Source organism: Chryseobacterium sp. X308 (assembly GCF_020733145.1).
Taxonomy (GTDB): Bacteria; Bacteroidota; Bacteroidia; order Flavobacteriales; family Weeksellaceae; genus Chryseobacterium; species Chryseobacterium cupriresistens.
In genome coordinates this window covers 56,227-78,340 of the sequence record NZ_JAJFZH010000021.1, presented here as the reverse complement: position 1 = coordinate 78,340, position 22,114 = coordinate 56,227, and the positions used below count along the sequence as shown (strand labels likewise).

The following is a 22,114-nucleotide window of genomic DNA, read 5'->3' as shown; positions in this document are numbered from 1 at the left end:
GAAATGTTTGAACATATCAAAGACAGATTTCCTTTCCCCAAAGAAAAGTGGGGAAAATTTCTGGGCAGTTTCCAGCGTATGGAAGTCCCTGCCAAGACTTTGCTTTTAAAAGAAGGCGAAGTGTCCTGTAATGCCTATTACATTGAAAAAGGTATAGTAAGAGCCTGGTACAATAACGACGGAAAAGATGTAACATTCCAGTTTTTTCTTGAAAGTACCATGTTTTCATCCCTTGAAAGTTTTAAAAAAGGTCTGCCGAGTATGGTGTCGTTCGAGACCATAGAACCGTGTATTTTATACAGAATCAACAAACCTGATGTGGAAGTTTTCTTTGAAGAAGTTTATGAAAATCCCGAGCTCAGAAATTTCTTTATGGATGCTCTTTTTGAAAGAGTATTCGATTATATGAAACATTTCTTTTCATTCATTAAAGACTCACCACAGCAGCGATACCTGAACCTTGTCAGGCAAAAACCGGAAATTATAAAAAGAGTTCCGCAGCATTATATCGCTTCCTATCTTGGGATTACAACCGTACATCTCAGCAGAATCAAAAGTAAAATATTAAAAGAAAGACTTTAAGAGGCTGGAAGATGGAAGTCAGAAGCTAGAGGTTTAAAAAGATACACATAATTTCGGACTCATATTAAAAGCGATGTCCGCAAATAATAATGCATAATACTTGCTGTATAGCGAGTTCTGCAACTTTTAGCTCTATTTCCGGCTTTATAAACTCCCATCTTCCAGCTCCCTTTCCTTAAACTCATAACAAATGTTATCGCCCGACAGCAGTCATTCCTCATAATTTTGTATAAAAATTAAAAAGAATGAAAGCAGCAGTAGTATTTGAAAAAGGAAGTATTCCACAATATGCAGATTTTCCAGACCCTGAAGTAAAGGAAAATGAAATTTTGATTTCTGTAAAAGCAGCGTCGATTAAAAACCTCGACAGGGCCAGAGCAGGCGGAAATCACTATTCAACCGAAAACCAGGAACACCGGCCAATGGTTATCGGAACAGATGGAGCAGGATATCTTGAAAACGGAGATAAAGTGTATTTTTTCAGCAAAAAAGGGACCGTAGCGGAAAAGGCCGTGGCTGATAAAAAAATGATTATTCCAATTCCCGAAGAACTGGATTTTTCTTTAGCAGCAGCCTTACCCAATGCAGTAATGGGATCTGCAATGGCCTTAAAGTTCAAAGCAGGATTGCAGCCGGGAAATACCATTCTGATTAACGGAGCAACAGGAATTACAGGAAGAATAGCTGTTCAGATGGCCAGACTATACGGAGCTGGTAAGATCATTGTTACCGGAAGAAATGAACAATCTTTGCAGTCTTTACTTGAATTAGGTGCCGATGAGATCGTTTCTCTAAAACTGGAGGACAATGATTTTAAGCAAAAAATAAAAGAAATTCATAAGGTAACCCCTATAGATATTATCATAGATTATATCTGGGGACATTCTGTAGAAATGTTATTGTCTGCCCTTAAAGGTGACGGAACCTTCTCCCACAAAACAAAACTGGTAACGATCGGAGGGATGAGCGGAGATACCATTCAGCTGTCTTCACAGATTCTCAGAGGAACGGATATTCAGATTTCCGGATCAGGATTGGGAAGCTGGACGAAAGAAGAATCTCACCTTCTGTTCTCAAAAATCATCCCTGAAATGTTTCAGGCAGCAGCAGAAGGAAAAATTAAAATGGAAACACAGGATGTTGATATTAAAAATATCGAAGCCGTATGGAATGCTGAGATACAAAGCAGAAAACGCCTGGTCATAAGAATTTAACCCCAATTTCCGTTTTTTTATCCACAATCCTTTTATCGGTTTTCTTTTTTTACTATTTTTATAATAGAAATTTATGAAATGGAATATTCAAAAAAAAGTTGCAACTTTGCATAAATATTTGAATATCAGTTTCAGATATATTATTAATTAAACGTTTGCCGAGGTTTGTAAGCAAATTCAGACATCAGGCCGACAAAGAGGACACTATTGGAAGAGTATTTTGGAAATGAACTTGTAAAAAAGTTCGAGGAAATGATGGAAAACAATGACGAATTCTACTTTGATACAGAGGAGTTGGAAGATATCATTGTTTATTATTTGGAGCTTGGTGATTTTAATTACGCTGACATGGCTGTTAATTATGGACTGAAGCTTCACCCTAATTCGTTGGATATTAAGATCAAAAGACTTGAAATCCTTTTGGAGTGGGAAGACTATAATACGGCGAAAGAACTTATTGACGAACTGAAAGGCGCTTCTATGGAGAATACAGACTTTTTGGTTTGTTACGCCAAGTATTATTCGAACCTAGGAAATCCCAGAAAATCCATTGAAATCTGCAAAAAAGCTTTGACATTAGAGGAAGAAGAAAACTTTCTCCACAACTTTATTGCGGACGAATATGTGAATCTCGGAGATCCTTTTAACGCTCTTAAACATTACAGGAAAGCACTGAAGGAAGATCCTACGGATGAATATTCGCTGGAAAATGCTATGGTATGCTTCAGTGACCTGAATAAGAGCGAGGAGGCTATTGCCTTCCTTAATGAGTATTTAGATGAATTCCCTTATTCTGAAACCGCCTGGTTTGAATACGGACAATTCTACTTCAACAGAAAAAATTATGATGAAGCGATAAGAGGCTACGACTATTTACTGGCAATCAACTCAAACTCTGTGGGAGTATATGCCAATAAAGCAGCTTGTTATGAAGCTTTGGGACAATACCAGAAGGCGATCGAAACGTATGAAGAAATGCTGGAGCTGGAATACACAAAAGCATTTACTTATTATAAGATCGGATTATGCAATAAGGCCTTGAAACAGCCTATTTTAGCTTTAAATGCATTCCAGAAATCATTAAGAGAAGACCCTCAGTTTTATCTTGCCATGATGGAACAGTCTTATCTTTACGAAGAAATGGGAGGAATGTCTGAAGCATTGCATTTTGCCAAAGAAGCTACCCAGCTGAATGAAAACAATCTTGATTATCAAAAGAGATTAGCGTTCTTATTCATTGATTCAGGAAAATTTGAAGAAAGCCTTTCCTGTCTTAAAAAACTGGTAGATGCAGAACCTTCAAGGTTTTACAACTGGTATGCCTATTCAGAAGTTTTGATGTTGGTAGGAGAGTATGAAGATGCGGTAACAGTCTTGAACAGAGCCATAAAAAAACATTACAGAGCAGAGCTTTTTTATCAGCTGAGCAATTGCTATTACAATCTGAAAGATCAGGATAAAGGTTTTGAATCTCTTCAAAAAGCATTGGAACTTGACCCTTCTTTAGCAAAGGATATGCAGAAAAAATATCCTTTCATTAAAGATGAGGTGAAAAAGGTAAAAGCCAGCAAAGTGAAAAAAAAGAACTAGAATAATCTGAAATAAAAGAAAAACCTGCAGAAATGCAGGTTTTTTTATTGATAATTGTATTCGTAGAAAAACTTATCCGGAGCGCTGCTGTTTGCATTTCCGTTCATATCAAGCGTCTGTCTGCTTTCTTCAGACGGATATCCTGCAGTGTTAAATGTTGTAGTATACTTATGAGAAGTTGTTCCGGTGGCTGTTCCCCCTCCGGCTGCGGTGCTGGTAAACTCACCCTTATAAGCACTTAAGCTGTTTTTTATATTCGAAAATAACATGCTAACGCCATCACTGCTTTCATTTCCATTGAATATGATTTTGTCAAAACCTTTCACATTTTTAAAAGGATAATTTTTATCAGTATAGGTATAGGTCTCTTTTTCCGTATAATTAACTGTATTTCCATTGACAATTCCGGTTCCTGAACCTGCATTGCTTACCATATTTCCATTATTATAGGTAAATACACTGTTGATAATAGAAGAGCCTGCCGCTCCTGAATTCGTTTGTTTTTTTACGCTGATTTCTGTAGTGCTGGTGTAGGTATAAGAAAACGTAACGGTGTTCTCTATGGTTCCGGTTGTAGAATATTCCTTCGTAACCGCTGTAGCCATACGTCCGTTAGTATATCCGTATTCAACAGCACTTTCAAGAACATTATTTTCGTAATGTTTAATACCCGTAATATAATCATCGGCATAGGTGAACTCAATTCTTTGCCCGTGATTAATATTGTTAATCATGCTTATGATTTTAGTTCCGTTGTAATTGATTTTCATGACAATCCCGTCCATTGTCATCTTTGTAGGAAGAATCACATTTTGATTAGAAGGATCACTGTTATCAAAAGGGGTATCATCAGAACTGTAGCATGATATTGCAGATAAGGCTACAGACCCAAAAAGTAGAAGTTTTTTCATAGTTATAAGTTAAATCATCCAAATATAATTTAATTTATAATATGATTTTATTTTTTCGGATTGGTTCTTAAAAAGATGAGGCCGCCAATGATAATACCTGCTCCTATAAATTGCAAATAAGTCAGCTTTTCACCATCTATAATTCCCCAGATAATAGCCACAATGGGCATTACCAAAGTTACTGTTGAAGCAAAAAGAGGGCTGGAAACTTTAAGTAAACGATAATTCATCATCATCGCCAGACCTGTTCCGAAAACTGATAACAGGCTGACAAACATAAGCCCCATCAGATTATCTTTCGAAAAACTGAATTCCGAAAAGAATCCTGTCCCTGTAAGCGCAAGAATGGAAGGCAGCAATAAAACAAAAGAGAATACAAAAGCAGATAAAACCGTAGAAGAGACTTCCATAAGCTTTGATTTAACAGTGGTTGTACTCAACGCATAGCATAAAGTAGCTAATAAAAGCAATAGAATCGGAATCATTTTCAGTTCTGCGCTGTCACCACCACCAAATGCCAGAATACAGACTCCTGTGAAGCTTATCAGTGTCCCTATAATCTGTTTTTTCGTAGTTTCGAACTTCCAGACCAATGCGCCGACAATAATCACAAAAATAGGCATCATTGAGTTGATAATTCCGGCAATGCTGCTGCTTACTTCAGTTTCTGCAATCGGAAATAAAAACATAGGAATGAAATTTCCTGTAAAAGCAGCCAGAACTAGCCACTTCAGATGTTTTCTGGGAAAAAGTTTATAATTGGAAATCGCGACCGGAAGTAAAATAATTCCGGCAATAAGAACCCTTAAAGAACCTACCTGAAACGGATTGAAATGTTCCAGTGATTTTTTGATCAAAATAAATGATGATCCCCAGATAATACTCAGGACAATCAGAAGAACCCACTTTTCTTTATCTGCGTTCATTATTTTCGTGTAAGATTTTTAGAAATTCTTTTTTGGGAATCATTTTTGCCCCTAAGCTTTCCAGGTGCTCTGTATGGGATTGACAATCAATTAATTCAAGACTATTTTTATTGCTTTCCACAAAGTTGATAAAGCCTGCTTTTGAAGCATTACTTACTTTGGCAAACATGCTTTCTCCGCAGAATACATTTCCAATCTGCAACCCGTAAAAACCCCCTACAAGTTCTCCATCCTGCCATACTTCAATACTTTTGGCCAAACCGTATTGATGAAGCTGGATAAAAGACTCCATCAGTTCATCAGAAAGCCACGTTCCCGACTGCCCCTTTCTTGTAGCCTGCTGGCAATTTCTGATTACCTCCCTGAAATTCTTATTCTCGGAGAAAGTAAAAACATTTCTGTTGAGTATCTTTCTCATAGATTTTGAAACTTTTAATTCTTCAGGAATAAGCACAAACCTTGGATCGGGACACCACCAAAGGATTTCCTCTCCGGGGTTGTACCAGGGAAAGATACCGAGCTGATAGGCAAACCAGATACGCTCTACGGACAGGTCGCCACCAAAAGCAACCACTCCCTCATGGCCATCATACAGCTCCGGGTCGGGAAATGAAATCTCGTTTTCGTCTAATCGGACCATTTTTAGCAAAAAAATCCCACTTCAAAAAGCAGGATTTATAATTGATCTTTTATTCTTTAATTAGAAAGGTAAATCATCATCGTCGTCTCCGGCAAAAGGATTCTCATTAGAAACTGGAGATGCAGACTGCTGAGGCATTGCCTGAGTTGGTTCTGAAGCATTATCAAAAACTTTCTCTACTCTCCACCCTGTAATAGAGTTGAAGTATTTAGTTTCACCCTGCGGAGAAACCCATTCTCTACCTCTGATGTTGATTCCTACCTTTACGTTTTCTCCTTCTTTAAGGTTATCTAATAAACTGATTTTATCAGATAAAAATTCTATGTTTATCGGCTGTGGATACTGTTCCTGGGTCAAAATAACCATTTCTCTTTTTTGAAACCCGCTCGCAAATGTTTGAGCATCAAAAAGTTTCTTTACCGTTCCTTGTAATTCCATATCGTAAATATTAACGATGTAAAAGTAAGAAAATGAAATGTAATAAAAGAAGCTGTGAAAAAAAAATGTGGAAATTTTATTTTTTTTTCCTGAAAAGTTTGGTAGTAAAGGAAATTGTCCTATATTTGCACTCACAAAAACGAAGCAAGCTCTTTAAAACTTACAATATAAAAAACCAGCGGATGTGGTGTAATTGGTAGCCACGCCAGACTTAGGATCTGGTGCCGTGAGGCGTGGGGGTTCGAGTCCCTTCATCCGCACTATGCGAAAATAGCTCAGCTGGTAGAGCACAACCTTGCCAAGGTTGGGGTCGCGGGTTCGAATCCCGTTTTTCGCTCCACACCATGCCCTGGTGGTGGAACTGGTAGACACGCAGGACTTAAAATCCTGTGTCCGCAAGGACGTACGGGTTCAAGTCCCGTCTGGGGTACAAGACCCTCTGTAATATCTTACGGAGGGTTTTTTGTTTTAATAGAGAGTGTTCTTTAAATAAAAATCTTATATTTGTAAGAAATCAGGTTGAATCTGAGTATTCAGATCAGCGAATCAGCGGATGTGGTGTAATTGGTAGCCACGCCAGACTTAGGATCTGGTGCCGTGAGGCGTGGGGGTTCGAGTCCCTTCATCCGCACAATTCGAAAAGACTCTTATTGAGTCGTTAAGAAGGTTGGAACCTCTGGTTCGAATCTTTTTTTTTGCCCACACCATGCCCTGGTGGTGGAACTGGTAGACACGCAGGACTTAAAATCCTGTGTCCGCAAGGACGTACGGGTTCAAGTCCCGTCTGGGGTACAAAGCCCTCTGTAGGTTATTACGGAGGGCTTTTTTGTTTTTGTAACCTTTAGAGGATCAGACTGTTTCCCGCTTTCTTTTCAAGTTTTTCCAGCCTTTCAAAAATACCAGTGAAAATATTCTTGTTTCCTGTCGAAATGTATCCTACAATCTTATAATATTCCTGATGATTTTTGTTTGTGCGTTGATTTTCAATTGCATATTGAAGATTTCCATTGATATAAACCACTAGATTGCTAATGGGATCTGCTGCCAGATTTGTTTTATTCAGAAATAAAATATCACCGGATTGATACTGGGGAAGCAGTATTTTTTCAGGAGAAAATTCATAGACCAGATCAACAAATGCTAATATTTTTTGCAATATTACTGAGTTGGCATTATTTACGGACTGTGTTTTCTCTATTTCCAAAATAGTCTCTCCTGTTGATTCAGGGAAAAGTACGGGCTGACTGGCACCAGGAGTGCCTGCCAGCTGGTTTGCCTGCACTGGCTCAGTCAGTAATTTGTCAAGACTAAGGTTAAAGTGATTCGCAACTTTCAGTATGGTTTCAATTTTTGGCTCAGCACGTCCTTCCTCATATGAGCTTATTACGCCTCTGTTGAGATCAAACAGATCTGCAAAAGCCTTTTGACTCAACCCTTTCACCTGTCTTATTTTCTTAATATTAATTCCAAATAAGCTCATCCTGTCCAATATTTTTTGCAAATATAGAAAATGTAAATAAATGTTGCTAAATATATTTGCATGGATGCTATTTCTGATGGAGCTAATTTTTAAAAGAAAAAGGTAAAGCACATTATATAAAAATCTGTACCCATAATATTGTATAGTTCTGTATCTGTATCCAGGATTAAATACTCCATAATTTTGTTTAGCTAAAGAAGAAAATATGGAAACAATCACTCAACAACAGAAACAGTTTCAATATGCTGAGGCTTACATATCAGATATGTGGATGCTGAAAAATATTTTTCTGGAAACACAGAATCTGAAAATAGCAGATCAGAATTTCGGACTTCCTTTTCTTTTGGCTAAAAATGGGAAGCAGATTGTTGCTTTTGCCAGTCTTATCGTGAACGAAAAGGATGAAATATCTTTCAGGATCTATGATAAAAATAAGATGTCAGGTACCGAAAAGAGAAATTTCTTTTCCCGTGCTGAAAGATATCTTAAAAATACTCACACCCCCAATTTTAAGGATCCGGAACAGTTAAAAAGCAGTATCAGCAGTATGATCAGCTGGCTGAATCCCGAATAAAGACCGGATAAAATTGTACATTTACCTAAAACCCGGATTCTATGCATAAAGATGTTCTGTACCTCAAAATAGCCAATTCTGTCACAGAGCAGATTAAAAGTGAAACCCTCCAGTTTGGAGACAGGCTGCCTTCATTGCGAAGTGCCCAAAAACTCTATAATGTAAGCCTGAATACCGTAAAGCAGGCTTATATGGAATTGGAAAGCCGTTCTCTCGTAGAATCGCGGCCGAAATATGGCTACTATGTAAGCCAGACTTCCCAGCGAAAACTGGCACTGCCTTCCGTGGCACCGATGAAAGATTCAGAGAAAAAGAATACACCACAGGACCTTATTGATAAAGTATTTGGTGTCATCGGGGGAACAGATATCACACAGTTTGGATTGGGCATTCCGGGGAAAAGCCTTCTTCCGGTGGCCAAGATGAAGAAATGTATGATTGATGTGATCAAAAGAAAGAGCGACAGCGGAACCAACTATGAACCTGTACAGGGAAGTGAGGTGCTTCGCCGGGAAATTGCCAAATGGTCGATGGTGATGGAAGGGAAAATCACAGAAGATGATCTGGTGATTACATCCGGAGCTATGAACGCCGTTTATAATTGCTTAATGGCAGTTACTCAGCCGGGAGATTCCGTGGCGGTGGAAAGTCCTGTATATTTCGGAATTCTTCAGGCTATCCAGTTATTAGGACTTAAGGCTGTGGAAATTCCTACGCATCCCATTACAGGAGTAGATCTGGATGAGTTAAAAAAGGTAATGCCAAAGCTTTCTGCGTGCTGTTTTGTGGTGAATTATAATAATCCGTTGGGATTTCAGATGCCTGATGATAACAAGAAGGAACTGGTAAGGATGCTTACTGAATATAATGTCCCTTTGGTGGAGGATGATGTCTATGGTAACATTTATTTCGGGGCGGGAAGACCCAAGCCGTGTAAATTTTATGATGAAGCAGGAATTGTGATGTGGGTAGGCTCGGTTTCCAAAACACTAGCACCGGGTTTCAGGGTTGGATGGGTAGCTCCCGGAAAATTTAAAGAAAAAATTATCCGTCAGAAACTGGTTCAGACGGTAAGCGGACCTTCTTTGTTTTCTGATGTAATTACGGATTTTCTTGCCCACGGGCGTTATGATCACCACCTCAGAATGTTCAGAAAAAAGCTTTATGCAAATTACCTTCAGATTCAAAAGGCGGTGACTGAGTATTTTCCGGATAATACAAAAATTTCAGAACCCAAAGGAGGCTTTATGCTTTGGCTGGAGCTGGATAAAAGAATTTGTACGGAAGATCTCTACGATGTGGCTTTTGAGCAGAAAATCAATTTTGCTCCCGGAAGAATGTTTTCACAGCACAATCAGTATCAGAACTGCATGCGTTTGAACTATGCACTGGAATGGACAGACAGGGTGGAAAATGATCTGGAAAAGCTTGGAAAAATGATAAAAAACAGAATTAAATAAACCTTATAGCGATGAATGATAACAATAATGAAGTAAAAATCGTAGCCTATGAACCTCAGTATAAAGAAGCTTTCAAAGCTTTGAATGAAGAATGGATCAAAACATACTTTGTCATGGAAGCCGGCGATTATAAGCTGCTGGATAATCCTGATGAGCATATCTTACATAAAGGAGGGCACATTGTTTTTGCTTTGCTGGATGGAGAAGCAGTAGGAACCTGTGCATTAGTAAAAACAGAAGACAGTCCTCTCACTTTTGAATTGTCAAAAATGGCAGTAAGTCCCAAAGCGCAAGGGAAAAAACTAGGCTACCTTTTGGGAAAAACTTTAGTGGAAAAAGCAAAGGAATTAAAAGCTGAAAAAGTATTTTTGGTTACCAATTCTATACTGGTTCCGGCCATTACACTTTATGAAAAGCTGGGCTTTATCCATACTCCCATCAGCAATGCTGAGTATGACCGTGCCGATGTGCAGATGGAGCTGATTTTCAATAAATAAGAAAAAAATATTAGAACTCGGATAGGAATATCCTTGTTCTAATATCAAAATTTAAATCTAATTGCTTTACTGTTTTATTTCTTGATAAAAGTCCTGGTCAGTGACTTTCTGCTGCCGTTGATTTTTATGAAATACACTCCTGAAGGAAGGTTTTCAATATTAATTTTTTCATCATAATATCCTCTTAAAGACTGCAAATGCGAAGTTGAAACAACCGATCCTTTATTGTCAATGATTTCTGCCTTAATTTCCTTATCTTCAGATTGATACTGGATTCCAATGAAGGTAGAAACGGGATTTGGATATATTTTTAAATCATCAGCGGTTACCTTTGTCTCTTTTGCTGTCAATACTTCTTTGGAACATGCCGGAATTCTGTTTACTCCGTCAATTCCCCATGAAGACTGCACGGGAATACAAAGCCAGTTCAATACAGTTGGAAAATGATCTGTTTCTCTTGTTGTAGAGGTATAATCATACACTTTAAAATTATTAACAGTATTGGCATTATAGGTTGGAGAGCCTGTAACAGTCATATGATTCGCGTTCGGACTAGAATCAGTCAATGTATTTCCTGAAGTTCCATTACATTTCCAGTTGGCCAGTAATTGAGAATAATAAGGGTGCGAAGAGGTAATATCCTGGTTGGCCCAATTCACAATAACATCATTGGGAAGAGCAGATTTCCAGATTCTTATGTCTTTATAAGAAGCCGCCAGATTGATTCCATAAACATTGGTTCCATCCTGATTTAATGTAAAAGGAAGCCCGGAATCAATATTTCCGATGGTATTCATTTTAGCAAAAGTTACCGGAACGCCATCTTCATACAACGTTACAAGACCATCTCTGTCAAAACTTGCAGCAATATGTTTCCATTTGTTGGTTTCTGCTTTTCCACCAACAAGGTCAATCCTGTTAGTGCCATCGCCAATATTCATTTTAAAAGTCTGTCCTGAATATCCTGAAAAAACAAATCCTTTATTTTTCCCATTAGCCCAGTTTTTATTACTGATCATAACCGGATCACTTGAATAAGAAGCATTAGGTTTTACCCAAAATTCAATGGTAAAATCCTGACTGGCTCCAAAATTGAAAGAAGTCTGGCTGGCTGGTTTGGCATAAGTCCCTGCCGGGAAATTCAACTGATTGAAGGTTTTATTGGATTCCAGAACGGTTTTGCTGATTTGTTGTGGAGTAAATCCCGGGTTGGAATATACTGTAAAAATGTTTCTTTCAGAAAGGTTTCCGCCCCCGTGTGAAGAGTCTATAGCTCCATGATCTGTTGTCAATACCACCAACCAATCTTCATTGTTGTATGATGGCCTGTTTTTCATCGCTGCAACAATTTCTCCGATATAAGAATCTGTTGTTTTAATGGAATTTACATACTGTGAAACTGTTGATGAGAATCCATAAGAATGGCCTGCATGGTCTACATCATCAAAATCTACAAAGAGAATATCAGGATTGTCATTCTGCAAAGCCGTTACAGCAGCATTTTTTACGGCAAGATCCGTTGCCAGATTGGTTTTTACATCTGCGGTTTGGATGATTTTGTCGTTGATGGGTGACCAATGCGCCAGGGAGATTGTTCTTAAACCAGGGTTGTAATTTTCTGCTCTTGTCAGAAAATCAGGGTAATTGACATAGTTTGGGCTTGTGAAATTATTGTCCTGAACATTATGTTTGGTGTGCCATACTCCGGTCAGCATGGTGCTCCATCCGTTTCCGCTCCAGGTCGTAGCAGCACAAAGCCCGTCGGTAGAATAGATCGATTGGCTGATGAGGTTTTGAATGTTGGGAGTAGGTGTAGACATCATGACATCTGCACGGCATCCGTCAATACCAATAAAAAGGACTTTTTTAGTCTGAGCTCCAAGGAAACAGCTCATTACAACAGCCATTGAGAATAGTTTTGTTTTCATGGGGAAAAAGGGTTTTTAGAATTGTGAAAGTTTACAAATAGTAATTTATTTTTTAACTATTGTAAAATTAGTTTACTATTTGTAAAAATTTATGAACTGAAAGTTAATTAATTGATAATTAAAAAGTTCACTCAAAAAGTTTAGATTTTAACCACAAAAGTCACAAAAGAAAAATGACTTTGTTTATTTTAAATTTCAGGCTTTGCGAATAGAAGATCAAAAAAGATTGCCGGATATGTAGGTTATAACAAATACCTAATGATCCGTACTACATTCCCCTCCTCCGGAGGGGTGTCAAATTGGAAATTTGACGGGGTGGTAAAAACACAAACATTTTCTATAGAAAAACCATGAAAACGTTTGTGTCAAGAAGTATTTAAAAATAATCTGAAAAGTGTTTAAAGAATCCCCTCAGCTTCAGAAATCGTGTTCAGAATATAATCAGGAGCTGCCTTTTCAAGCTCTGACTGCGTCTGAGCACCAGAAAGAACGGCTACCGTTAATCCGCAGCCTGCATTTTTACCCTCTTCAATATCAATGACAGAATCTCCTGCCTTTAAAACCTTATGCGCTTCAGTGATATTGAATTTCTTCATGGCAAGGTAGATCATCTCCGGGCTTGGACGGCTTTCCGAAACATCATCTGCGGTAATCAAGGCATCAAAATGAATACTTTCTTTCCAGTTCAGTTTATGTAAAAGCTGGTGGGCGATTTCTGATGTATATCCTGTATTTAAAACGATCTTCTTGTTCTGAGACTTCATGTTCAGCAGAAAATCTTCTGTTCCGTTGATGGGTTTTACATCCAGATTTTGATAAGATTCTTTCAGTTGGTCAGAAAAATTCTCAAAAATAGCAGGAGCATCCTCTTCGTTCCCATTGATTTCCTTTAAAAGACTTGTGATGGCTTCCAGTTTTTCCATTCCGGCACAACTGGATAATACTTTTTCCAGGCTTACTGCGTAGCCGTAATCATTTACGGCATTGGTAAGTGTTTTGTAAACTACATTATCTTCATCAATTGTTGTTCCGGCCATATCCAGAACCAGTAATTCTATATTTTTCATGTAAAAGTTATGCGTAAATTTTTTCAATATTAAACTTAGAGAAGCCACCGCTTCCCGTCATTCCCTTTCCTCCGATACCCGTTACAATATGAATATTGGCAGATGGGCTGTGCTCAAAAATATCTTTTGTTTTGCACTGGGAATAGATTCCGAACCATCTCCTCTGAATTTCATAAGTAGGAAGATCAATAATTTTCTTAGCCTCATGAATCATAAATTCATCAATCTCCATATTAAGGTCGTACCCAAGGTCATCTGCATTTTTAGCATCTGCATATTCGTGAGAATCTCCGATGATGACAGAGCCGTCAAGAGCCTGTTTGAATAAAATGTGAATGCCGTATTTCTTTTCAAATGAGTTTGGATCTTCTAAAGCCTTGATTTTCTGAAAAGAAGGACATTCGCTGAAAGACTCATATCTTCTCACAGAAAGCCCTGTAAGGATATTTCCCTGAAGTGAATAGATTCCCTGCGGCATTGTCTGAAGCATCTGCAGTTTACTTACTTCCAGATCGCTGTCATTGAATACGTTAGGGTATAAAGTCTTGAACTCATGTCCGCCGCAGACAATGATTTTAGAAGCATTAAATTCTGTTCCGTCAGCAGTTACAGCTGTACATTTCTGATCATCTTCATGGGTTTCAAGAACCGTTGTATTGTAGAAAATCTGCAATCCCATTTTTTCCTGAAGCAGCTTGTGTAGCTTTAGAATCATATCTGCAGAATCTACGGAAAGTTCCTGAGGAAAAAACAAACCTCCCTTGCAATAGTCTGAACGGAGACCGTCAAATTTCTTGATGCAGTCGTTCTTAGATAATAAAACAGATTCATACTCATTATTTCTGTTGATTTCATATAACTCTTCAATCAGTTGAAGCTCTTCATCATTGGAAGCAATATAGATGGAACCGTTTTGCCTGATGGTAAGATCTGCCTGATCATGAAGTTCATTGTAGATGGCCAGACTTTCCCTTCCGAAGTTTTGCCATTTAAGATCCATTCCGGAGGGTACTACCTGTCCGAAATTTCTTACCGTGGCACCCTGAGGAACAGAATTCCTTTCCAGTAAAGCTACCTTAAGATTTTTCTTCAGCGCATGATAAGCATGGAATGTTCCTAAAATTCCGCCTCCTACAACGAGTAAATCAAATTTTGTTGTCATTGTACTATTGTTTATAAAATTTTCGACGTATCGAAATTGATGAATTGATTAGATTTAGATTTGGGTTTTGACTTTTTTCTGAAAGCCAGACAAGCAATCACCGAAAGAATGAAAACCGTTATGGTGATGATATAATTTAAGTTAATATAAAAATGTAACCACGAAGTCTGGGCCGAGCCAAAGTTTTTATACAAAAGAATCAGAACACTTCCCAGGTAACCGAAAGAATCTACAATATAAATCAGAAAACCTACATTTCCTTTGATTTCAAAAGCGGCGATCATCCGGTCAAAATAAATTCCATTGAAAGGAATATAGCAGATGTACATTCCGAAGCCGGAAATTGTCATCCATAAAAAAGGCGACAGAGAACCCTGCTGAAACAGATAAGTAGAAAGTCCTACCGTAAGAATTCCTGCAAAAAGAATGTAATGATAATAGGCAAATGCCTTTTTATTATTCTTTACTTTTACCATAAAGCTTAAAATCACCAAAACCATTACGGCGATAGGAATTTCCGTTAAAGTGAAAATAGAACTGTCGAAACCAAAATGCAGTCCGTCCCAGATTTCCCGGTTGAAATTATCTCTGAAATCCCTTAAAACCGTTAAGCTGATATATAAAAATATGATGCAAACAATCGGAACAAAAAACTGCTGGATCAAAGCTTTTCTTTCCTTACTATTCAACGGTTGTCTCTTGTTTTTGAGTAAAATATCTTCTTCTGAAGGTTGAGGAATTCTTTCAAGAAGCAGGCCGAAAAGAACCAATGGAATGATAAAAACAAGGCCGGCTGTAAATGGCATCCAGAATTCGGAAATCGGGAAGGTATCCATTAAAAATTTTCCTACTGATTTTGTAAACCCTGAAGAAACCACAAAGCTTGAACATAAAAACAATCCGATGATTTCAGTGGCTTTCCGTCCTTCAATATACGAGAAAACAATTCCCCAGATCATTCCCAGTGGAATACCGTTGATAAACATAAACAGAATATTGTAAGGAGCAGGAACGGCTGCAAATCCTAACAATGCAAGCTCTGCAACAGTAATAAAAATAAAAAGATAAGTAAGTCTTTTCTGGGGTTTCAGCTCGGAAATAAATTTGATCCCGATGAATTTGGAAACAAAGTAGCCTACGGCCTGTGCAATGATAATCAGAATCTTATAATCTACCCCAAAATAAGAAAGTCCTTCGAAGGATGCTACGGTAAAAGGTTTCCTGAAACCGTACATGCAGAAGTAAACACCGAAAGCAGCAAAAGCAGCCTTCAGTGTTACCAGTGTTTTTTGATTGATGGTTCTGGCCATGGTTCTGGTTTAAAAATTCAGTTTTACTCCAAGATTGAATCGGACTCCATAATATTCCACCTGTTCCGGACGGTCTTCACTTTTTCCGAAGTGATAGATCAGTGGTTTGTTCAGGATATTGTTCACATCCGCATATAAAGTCAGGTATTTGGTAAATTGATAAGAACCTCCGAAGTCCAGATTACTATACTTGCCATAGTAAGAATCATTGATATCTTCCTCTGCATATTCTACAGCATATTTTCCTTTATAATTATAAGCCAGCCTTGCGTTGAATCCTTTTTTCTCAAAGAAAAGCTGCGCGTTGTACAGTTCCTTTGCCTGATAAGGGAGGGCAACCTTTCTTCCGCTTGGTTTTTCCATTTCAGAAGTCATGAATGTAGCGTTCAGTTGTACTCCAAAGTACTGTAACAATCCTGGTAGGAAATCAAATCTCTTATTAATTCCAAGTTCAAGACCTCCAAGCCATGCAGCTTTTCCGTTATTGGGAGCGGTAAACTGTACTCCGTTGTTTCCGTTATAGTTTCCGATAAAAGAGTCCTGGAAAATAGGATCTGTAATGGATTTATAGAAAACACCGCCACTCAGAATCCCTACGTTGGAAAAATAATATTCTCCCATCAGGTCAAAATTCAAAGAATAGGTAGGATTAAGATTTGGGTTTCCCCCTTTGAACTCGTTATCTGCTTCAATATAAGTTCCGCCCGGAGTAAGATCTCCGAAATTAGGTCTTGAAAAAGTTCTCGTCGCAGCAAAACGAAGATTGGTTTTATCGTTCAACGTATATTTTAAATGAATCATCGGAAGAACAGCCAGATAGTTTTTAGTATTTTCTACCGGTGTCAGTACGTCATCATTCACGCTGTATCCTCTTACTTTAGTATTGGTATTGGATAGCCTGATTCCTCCTAAAATGATGATCTTATCATTCAGTTTGTACGTTGCCATTCCATAAGCATCTGCATGTTTTTCAAACACATCAAAGTTTCTTCCTAATGCTTTATTGTATTCCAGTGCTTCGGAATCAGCAGTATTGATCTTCAGATTACCCTGATTCTGATACCAGAACTGATTCATTCCATTGGTGGAAAGTACGGGTCCGAAAGTATTGCCGATGTGTGCATTCATTTCACTTAAATATTTTGGTCCGTTGGACTGTGTTGTGATATATTGTGAGAAATCAGACAGAAGAGGCGATGTTCCGTTGTTCCAGTTGTAGAAAATATCAGAGAATTTTGCATTACGTTCTTTATCTCTGTATTTAAAACCATACTTTAAATTCAGTTTATCAGAGGCATTGATCTCATGGTTAAAAGCTGCAACAATTTTATCCTTTTCTTCTACAAAAACTTTGTAAAATTCAAGATCCGTAAATCTCATCTGGGAAGCATCCATTTTAAAGTTCGGATCGCTGTAGAAACCAAATAACGCATCAGGATTTTTATAATCTAATTTTCCACCATCAGCTTTCCAATAAGCTCTGGGGCCATTTCCATGGTCTGAAATATAATCAGGATTGATGCCTACACCAGATTGAGTGTACTTGATGACATAATATGAGTTGTTCTGTTTGTCAGGAATATTCCCATACTTGAATTGGTTGTCGTAGTAAGATAAATCCCAGTCGATTTTTCCTTTATTGAATTGATGAACCGCTCCCAAAGAAACAGAAGTAAGCTCCGTTATCAGTAAATTGTGGATATTCTGGAGCTCTACTCTTGCTGTATTATTAGCACTGCTGAATTTATCAAAACGGATTCTGTGTTTATAATGGGTCTCGTCATCCGATAAGGTACCATACATTCCTTTTAAATAGAAAGTCGTTTTTGGAGATAGTACGTATTCGAAAGCAGTATTGATCCCTGTTGTTTTTCTGACTCCGTTATAATCACGAAGTTCCAGTCTGAAAACTCCTTCATCGCCACTTCTTCTAGCCTCAAAATTATCTGTAGACCAGTTTCTTATGAAATGCGCAAAGTTGAATAAATACCCGAACTTTTTATCCTTCGTTCTTCCCCCATACAAAAATCCAAGGTTGTAAACGCCTTTATCAGCTTTGGCATTGTAACCACTTCCTATGGTCGCTTTGAATTCTGTTTTCATCGGTGGGGTTTTGGTAATAAAATTGACACCGCCGCCTATTCCGTCAGCTTCCATATCTGGGGTAAAAGACTTGTTTACATGTACATAGGAGATCAGTTCTGTAGGAAAGAAATCAAATGCCGTAGCTCTGGAAGTCGTTTCTTCCTCTGCGGTGGGAAGTCTGTTTCCATTAATGGTTGTGGATGCCCAGAATGGCGGAAGTCCTCTCAGGGACACAAATCTTCCTTCTCCCTGATCCCTTTCAATAGAAACTCCTTGTACACGCTGTACGGTTTCTGCTGCATTTCTGTCCGGTAGCTTTCCGATTCCGTCAGAAGCGATGACATTGGTGATATTAATGGCATTCTTCTGAAGGTTTAAAGCTCTCGCTTCCGTATTTTTTAACGTTCCGGTAACGACAATTTCGTCAATATTTTTTCTCGGTTGAGATAGTTTGATAATTCCTAAGTCAACCGTTTGTTCCGGTTTAAGATCTACATTGATATCTGAAGATTCATAACCGATGTAGCTGATTTGTAAAGTATATTGGCCTTCTTTAATATCGTTGATGGTAAATTTTCCTTCAATATCAGTTGTTATATTTTTAAATAAGCCTTTTATTTTGACGGTGGCCCCGGGGAGAGGCTGGCTGTCGTCAAGCACAGTTCCTATAATTAACTGTTTTTGCGCTGTAACAAAGACTATGAAACAGACAAAAACAAGGGTAAGTAATTTCTCTAATTTTGTTTTCATTTTTACATATATTAAATTTTTTATGCAAATCACGCTAATAATTTTAATATATATAAATATTTTGTATTAAGTATTGTTTAACAAATAAGCCAGGTTTGTTACGCTTTTTTTACTTTAAAACCAATATAAGTTAACCTTTGAAAATTCAAGAAAACAAGCTTTAAAGTGACTGTTTCAACGTTTTTAGTAAATATTTCCTAACAATAAAAGGAATTGAAATCGGTTGAAAATTGGTCTGTTTTAGTTCATATTTCGTTCATCTTGGAAGAATGACGAAAATCAAAAGTTGCATATTTGTAAACTTTTGTATGCTTCAGAAAATCAAAATTAAAGCATGATGTAAAATTGAAATATGATTTAAACGCAAAGTTTAATAATTATAATATCACATTATAAGTGTGCAAAGGTTACGACGTTGTCGTTAAAGAAGCTTGATTATTATATGTGTATTTATAAGGAATCTACACTACAATTGTCATTCTGAATGAAATGAAATGTAATGAAGAATCTCGCGTTATTGAATGCAAATAAGAGATTTTTCCTTCGTCAGAATGACAAAAGCAAATAATAAAAAACTTTGCGTTAAAAAAATGAAATAGTTAAGCAGTATAAAAATAAAGAACAAGCATCACACAGCTCTCATCACTGATGCTTACCGGAACGTGAGGAAACTTTCCGTTGAAATACAAAGAATCTCCTTCTTTTAAAATGACTTCTTCATTATCAATCACATATTTCACTTCTCCCTTCAGAATATATTTAAATTCCCAGGCATCCGTAATGACCTTTTCCCTTTTAGAATTAGGTTCTAGAGTCAATAATACAGCTTCAAATCCTAAAGAATGAAGGCTCTTGCTGAAGATGTGCATATATCTGAATCCCTCAGCTTCCACTTCTTTTTCAATGATTTGCTGGCTTTCCTTTGGAACATAGATGAATTTGGCGTTGGACTTTTTCTCAACCCCTTCAAAAAAATAACTGGCATCAATCTCCAGCGACTGAATCAGATCCAATAACACAGGCAGCGAAGGAATCGTTCTTCCGTTTTCAATTCTGGAAACAAGTCCGTTGCTTACATTCGCTTTGAAGGCCAGCTCATTAATGGTTAAATTATTCTTTTTTCTAATATCCTTTAATCTCTTGCCGATACCTATTAAAAAGTCATTCATACTGTGTGTAATTTAACCTGAATTATTTTTTCATCATTCTATTAAAGCAAAGGTAATATTATTCTATAGAGTTTAGGTACAGGAGGGAATCAATTCATTGAAAATTATTATTTGCTACTTGACTCTCTGATATTCCTCGCTTTTTCTCCCCAGGAAAATTTCCCTATTTTTGTAAAACTCCTTATTTCATCTATGAAAAAAATTATTCTTATCGAAGACGAAACCAGTGTAGTATCTTTTATAAAAAAGGGACTCCAGGAAAACGGATATGAAATTTCTGTAGCTTTTGACGGCCGTACAGGAGTTCAGCTGGTGCAGGCTAACGATTTTGATCTGGTAATTTTAGACATTATGCTTCCGGAAATGAACGGTCTGGATGTGTGCAAAGAAATAAGAAAAACCAATCAGAGCGTTCCTATTTTATTTCTGACTGCTTTGGGAACTTCTGAAAATATTGTTCTCGGATTGGAAAGCGGAGGAGACGATTATCTGGTGAAGCCATTTAAATTCATTGAGTTGGTTGCACGTGTAAAATCCCTGCTAAGAAGGAGCAATAACAATGGTCCGCAGGAAATTGCTGAACCGGAGCCGGATAATGAACATATATTCCAGTTTTCGGATCTGATGGTGAATGATTATACCAAGAAAGTAACCCGTGCCGGAGAAGAGATTTCTCTTACTTCCACAGAATATAAACTGCTGCTGTATTTCCTGAATAATCCTGAAAAAGTAATTTCAAGAGCAGAAATTCTGGATGCGGTCTGGGGAGTAAACTATGAACTGGGAACCAACGTGGTAGATGTTTATGTCAATTATTTAAGGAAAAAACTGGACAGCCAGGATGATAATAAACTGATTCATACCGTGATAGGAATGGGTTATGTGTTGAAAAAGACATAATGAATGTTTAACAGAGTCATTACAAATCAAACCAAAACGATGGTACTTTTGATGTTGGTTTTTACCGCCATCATTTTGCTGTTCAGTGGTTTGGTGTATTTTTCTATCGTTAATTTTTCACATCAGAGGTTTTATGAGCTGCTGAAGATAAGGACAGCGACCATTGTTCAGATCGAAAAAAGTAAAGATCATCTCGACCTTCCTGAAAACTATATTCTCAGCAACCTGAATGATGAGGAACTTCCGATGGAAAAAGACTATGTTTTTGCGGTTCCTGCCGATTCCAATTTCAAAAAAATATCTCAGGAAGTTCATATCCCCGATTATTTCTTTAAAAATATTATCAGAGAAGGAGAATCCAATTATAATGACGAAGAATTCTATTATATAGGACAAAGTTTCAGATATGATGATAAAGATTATATTGCCATCGCTTCTGCCAAAAACCATTATGTGGTTTATTATCTGGGCTTTTTAAAGAGAACACTGCTTACCTGTATCGTACTGTCTCTGTTTTTTAGTATGATTTTTTCTTTTTATCTGTCCAAAACCTTATTCAGGCCGATCTTAAAAATTACAGGAAAAGTAAAAGAAATCAGTTCTGAAAACCTTCACTTAAGATTGGAATCACATCCTGATAATAAAGAGCTTAATGAGCTGGTAGATACCTTTAATGATATGCTCAACCGCATTGAAACGTCTTTTGAAACCCAGAACCACCTGATTGGCAATGTTTCCCACGAATTGAGGACACCTCTTACATCCATTATGGGGGAAGCCGACGTTGCCCTTTCCATCAGCAGAACGGCTGATGAATACAAAGAAACCCTCGGAATCATTCTGGATGAAGCTGAAAAGCTGGATAAAAAGATTAAAGCCCTCTTAATGATTGCCCAAACCGGATTCGACGGGAAAATCCAGAAAATGGATAAGGTGAGAATTGATCAGCTTCTTTGGGACGTTATTGAAACTTTAAGGAGAATTGACTCCCGAAACAATATCTATCTGGATATCAGCATGCTTCCCGATAATCCTAAGAAATTAAAAGTTCAGGGGAATGAGCAGCTACTGCATCTTGCAGTGGCTAATATCATCAGTAATGGCTGTAAATATTCTAATTTTCAGCAGGTTAAAGTCTCTCTTGGCGCCACCAATACAGATGTCTACATCATTATAAAAGACAACGGGATCGGAATTCCTGAAGTGGAAATGAATAAAATCTACGATCCGTTTTTCAGAGCTTCCAATACCAATAATTATGAAGGCTACGGAATCGGACTTCCACTGGCAAGAAATATCGTCAGAATGCACCACGGTGAACTGATTGTAAGCTCTCACGAAAATCAGGGAACAACGGTACAGATGCGTTTTCCTAATTTCTACAGCACTCAGAAGGGCGAACAAGCCAAAGTGTAAACCAGAATAACAATA

At 37.6% G+C, this 22,114-nt stretch carries 19 protein-coding genes and 5 tRNA genes; 13 read left to right on the top strand and 11 right to left on the bottom strand.

The window, feature by feature from the left end:
- The first annotated feature begins 3 nt into the window (after nucleotides 1–3).
- The 3 genes from LIV57_RS18965 (at nucleotide 4) to LIV57_RS18955 (ending at nucleotide 3,386) form a co-directional block, all read left to right on the top strand.
- The gene (locus LIV57_RS18965; RefSeq protein ID WP_227943864.1) at nucleotides 4–582 is read left to right on the top strand and encodes a Crp/Fnr family transcriptional regulator; all 579 of its coding nucleotides are present in this window, start codon (nucleotides 4–6) and stop codon (nucleotides 580–582) included.
- A 245-nt stretch (nucleotides 583–827) separates the two neighbouring features.
- On the top strand, nucleotides 828–1,796 hold the full coding sequence (locus tag LIV57_RS18960; protein ID WP_227943863.1) for a zinc-binding alcohol dehydrogenase family protein: 969 nt from the start codon (nucleotides 828–830) through the stop codon (nucleotides 1,794–1,796).
- 207 nt (nucleotides 1,797–2,003) lie between these two features.
- Nucleotides 2,004–3,386: a tetratricopeptide repeat protein gene (locus LIV57_RS18955; protein WP_227943862.1), complete on the top strand. Its 1,383-nt coding sequence runs from the start codon at nucleotides 2,004–2,006 to the stop codon at nucleotides 3,384–3,386.
- 44 nt (nucleotides 3,387–3,430) lie between these two features.
- On the opposite strand, the gene LIV57_RS18950 is transcribed toward LIV57_RS18955, so the two are convergent.
- From LIV57_RS18950 to LIV57_RS18935, 4 genes are read right to left on the bottom strand one after another with little or no spacing between them, the layout of a single operon-like run.
- On the bottom strand, nucleotides 3,431–4,297 hold the full coding sequence (locus LIV57_RS18950) for a hypothetical protein (protein ID WP_227943861.1): 867 nt from the start codon (nucleotides 4,295–4,297) through the stop codon (nucleotides 3,431–3,433).
- Between the two features lie 47 nt (nucleotides 4,298–4,344).
- Nucleotides 4,345–5,223 (bottom strand): DMT family transporter, encoded by an 879-nt coding sequence (locus tag LIV57_RS18945; protein ID WP_137904585.1) that lies wholly within the window; start codon nucleotides 5,221–5,223, stop codon nucleotides 4,345–4,347.
- Nucleotides 5,210–5,863, bottom strand: coding sequence for a leucyl/phenylalanyl-tRNA--protein transferase (gene aat / locus LIV57_RS18940; protein ID WP_202842248.1), 654 nt, complete (start codon nucleotides 5,861–5,863; stop codon nucleotides 5,210–5,212). The genes LIV57_RS18945 and aat overlap by 14 nt, the downstream gene beginning before the upstream one ends.
- 60 nt (nucleotides 5,864–5,923) lie before the next feature.
- Complete coding sequence (locus LIV57_RS18935; protein ID WP_041461994.1) at nucleotides 5,924–6,301, bottom strand: DUF3127 domain-containing protein; 378 nt, start codon at nucleotides 6,299–6,301, stop codon at nucleotides 5,924–5,926.
- Between the two features lie 178 nt (nucleotides 6,302–6,479).
- Between LIV57_RS18935 and LIV57_RS18930 the strand changes: the two genes are divergently transcribed.
- The 5 genes from LIV57_RS18930 (at nucleotide 6,480) to LIV57_RS18910 (ending at nucleotide 7,093) form a co-directional block, all read left to right on the top strand.
- A tRNA-Leu gene (locus LIV57_RS18930) sits at nucleotides 6,480–6,561 on the top strand.
- A 4-nt stretch (nucleotides 6,562–6,565) separates the two neighbouring features.
- Nucleotides 6,566–6,641 (top strand) — tRNA-Gly (locus tag LIV57_RS18925).
- A 6-nt stretch (nucleotides 6,642–6,647) separates the two neighbouring features.
- Nucleotides 6,648–6,731 (top strand) — tRNA-Leu (locus tag LIV57_RS18920).
- 119 nt (nucleotides 6,732–6,850) lie between these two features.
- A tRNA-Leu gene (locus LIV57_RS18915) sits at nucleotides 6,851–6,932 on the top strand.
- Nucleotides 6,933–7,009: 77 nt separating this feature from the next.
- Nucleotides 7,010–7,093 (top strand) — tRNA-Leu (locus LIV57_RS18910).
- Between the two features lie 49 nt (nucleotides 7,094–7,142).
- Here LIV57_RS18910 and LIV57_RS18905 read toward each other — a convergent pair.
- Entirely contained in the window at nucleotides 7,143–7,781 is a 639-nt protein-coding gene (locus LIV57_RS18905) for a helix-turn-helix domain-containing protein (protein WP_227943860.1), read from the bottom strand.
- Nucleotides 7,782–7,986: 205 nt separating this feature from the next.
- Here LIV57_RS18905 and LIV57_RS18900 point away from each other — a divergent pair, with 205 nt between their 5' ends.
- The 3 genes from LIV57_RS18900 to LIV57_RS18890 are packed head-to-tail and all read left to right on the top strand — an operon-like array spanning nucleotide 7,987 to nucleotide 10,312.
- Entirely contained in the window at nucleotides 7,987–8,355 is a 369-nt protein-coding gene (locus LIV57_RS18900) for a hypothetical protein (protein ID WP_227943859.1), read from the top strand.
- Nucleotides 8,356–8,396: 41 nt separating this feature from the next.
- Nucleotides 8,397–9,815 carry a PLP-dependent aminotransferase family protein gene (locus LIV57_RS18895; RefSeq protein ID WP_227943858.1) on the top strand — a complete coding sequence of 473 codons (1,419 nt, stop codon included), beginning with the start codon at nucleotides 8,397–8,399 and terminating at the stop codon, nucleotides 9,813–9,815.
- 11 nt (nucleotides 9,816–9,826) lie between these two features.
- Nucleotides 9,827–10,312 (top strand): GNAT family N-acetyltransferase, encoded by a 486-nt coding sequence (locus LIV57_RS18890; protein WP_227943857.1) that lies wholly within the window; start codon nucleotides 9,827–9,829, stop codon nucleotides 10,310–10,312.
- Between the two features lie 74 nt (nucleotides 10,313–10,386).
- Here the strand turns inward: LIV57_RS18890 and LIV57_RS18885 are convergent, their stop codons facing one another.
- From LIV57_RS18885 to LIV57_RS18860, 6 genes are all read right to left on the bottom strand, one after another.
- Complete coding sequence (locus LIV57_RS18885) at nucleotides 10,387–12,240, bottom strand: alkaline phosphatase family protein (protein ID WP_227943856.1); 1,854 nt, start codon at nucleotides 12,238–12,240, stop codon at nucleotides 10,387–10,389.
- Between the two features lie 398 nt (nucleotides 12,241–12,638).
- Nucleotides 12,639–13,307, bottom strand: a complete 669-nt coding sequence (locus LIV57_RS18880; protein ID WP_227943855.1) for an HAD-IA family hydrolase — start codon at nucleotides 13,305–13,307, stop codon at nucleotides 12,639–12,641.
- Between the two features lie 7 nt (nucleotides 13,308–13,314).
- On the bottom strand, nucleotides 13,315–14,469 hold the full coding sequence (locus LIV57_RS18875; RefSeq protein ID WP_227943854.1) for a TIGR03364 family FAD-dependent oxidoreductase: 1,155 nt from the start codon (nucleotides 14,467–14,469) through the stop codon (nucleotides 13,315–13,317).
- An 11-nt stretch (nucleotides 14,470–14,480) separates the two neighbouring features.
- Nucleotides 14,481–15,779: a DUF5690 family protein gene (locus tag LIV57_RS18870; RefSeq protein WP_227943853.1), complete on the bottom strand. Its 1,299-nt coding sequence runs from the start codon at nucleotides 15,777–15,779 to the stop codon at nucleotides 14,481–14,483.
- 9 nt (nucleotides 15,780–15,788) lie between these two features.
- Nucleotides 15,789–18,614, bottom strand: coding sequence for a TonB-dependent receptor (locus tag LIV57_RS18865; protein ID WP_227943852.1), 2,826 nt, complete (start codon nucleotides 18,612–18,614; stop codon nucleotides 15,789–15,791).
- Nucleotides 18,615–19,213: 599 nt separating this feature from the next.
- Nucleotides 19,214–19,783, bottom strand: coding sequence for a helix-turn-helix domain-containing protein (locus LIV57_RS18860; protein WP_227943850.1), 570 nt, complete (start codon nucleotides 19,781–19,783; stop codon nucleotides 19,214–19,216).
- Between the two features lie 192 nt (nucleotides 19,784–19,975).
- Between LIV57_RS18860 and LIV57_RS18855 the strand changes: the two genes are divergently transcribed.
- Both LIV57_RS18855 and LIV57_RS18850 read left to right on the top strand, forming a co-directional pair.
- Nucleotides 19,976–20,683 (top strand): response regulator transcription factor, encoded by a 708-nt coding sequence (locus LIV57_RS18855; RefSeq protein WP_227943849.1) that lies wholly within the window; start codon nucleotides 19,976–19,978, stop codon nucleotides 20,681–20,683.
- A gap of 3 nt (nucleotides 20,684–20,686) precedes the next feature.
- Entirely contained in the window at nucleotides 20,687–22,099 is a 1,413-nt protein-coding gene (locus LIV57_RS18850) for a sensor histidine kinase (RefSeq protein WP_227943848.1), read from the top strand.
- Nucleotides 22,100–22,114 lie beyond the last annotated feature (15 nt).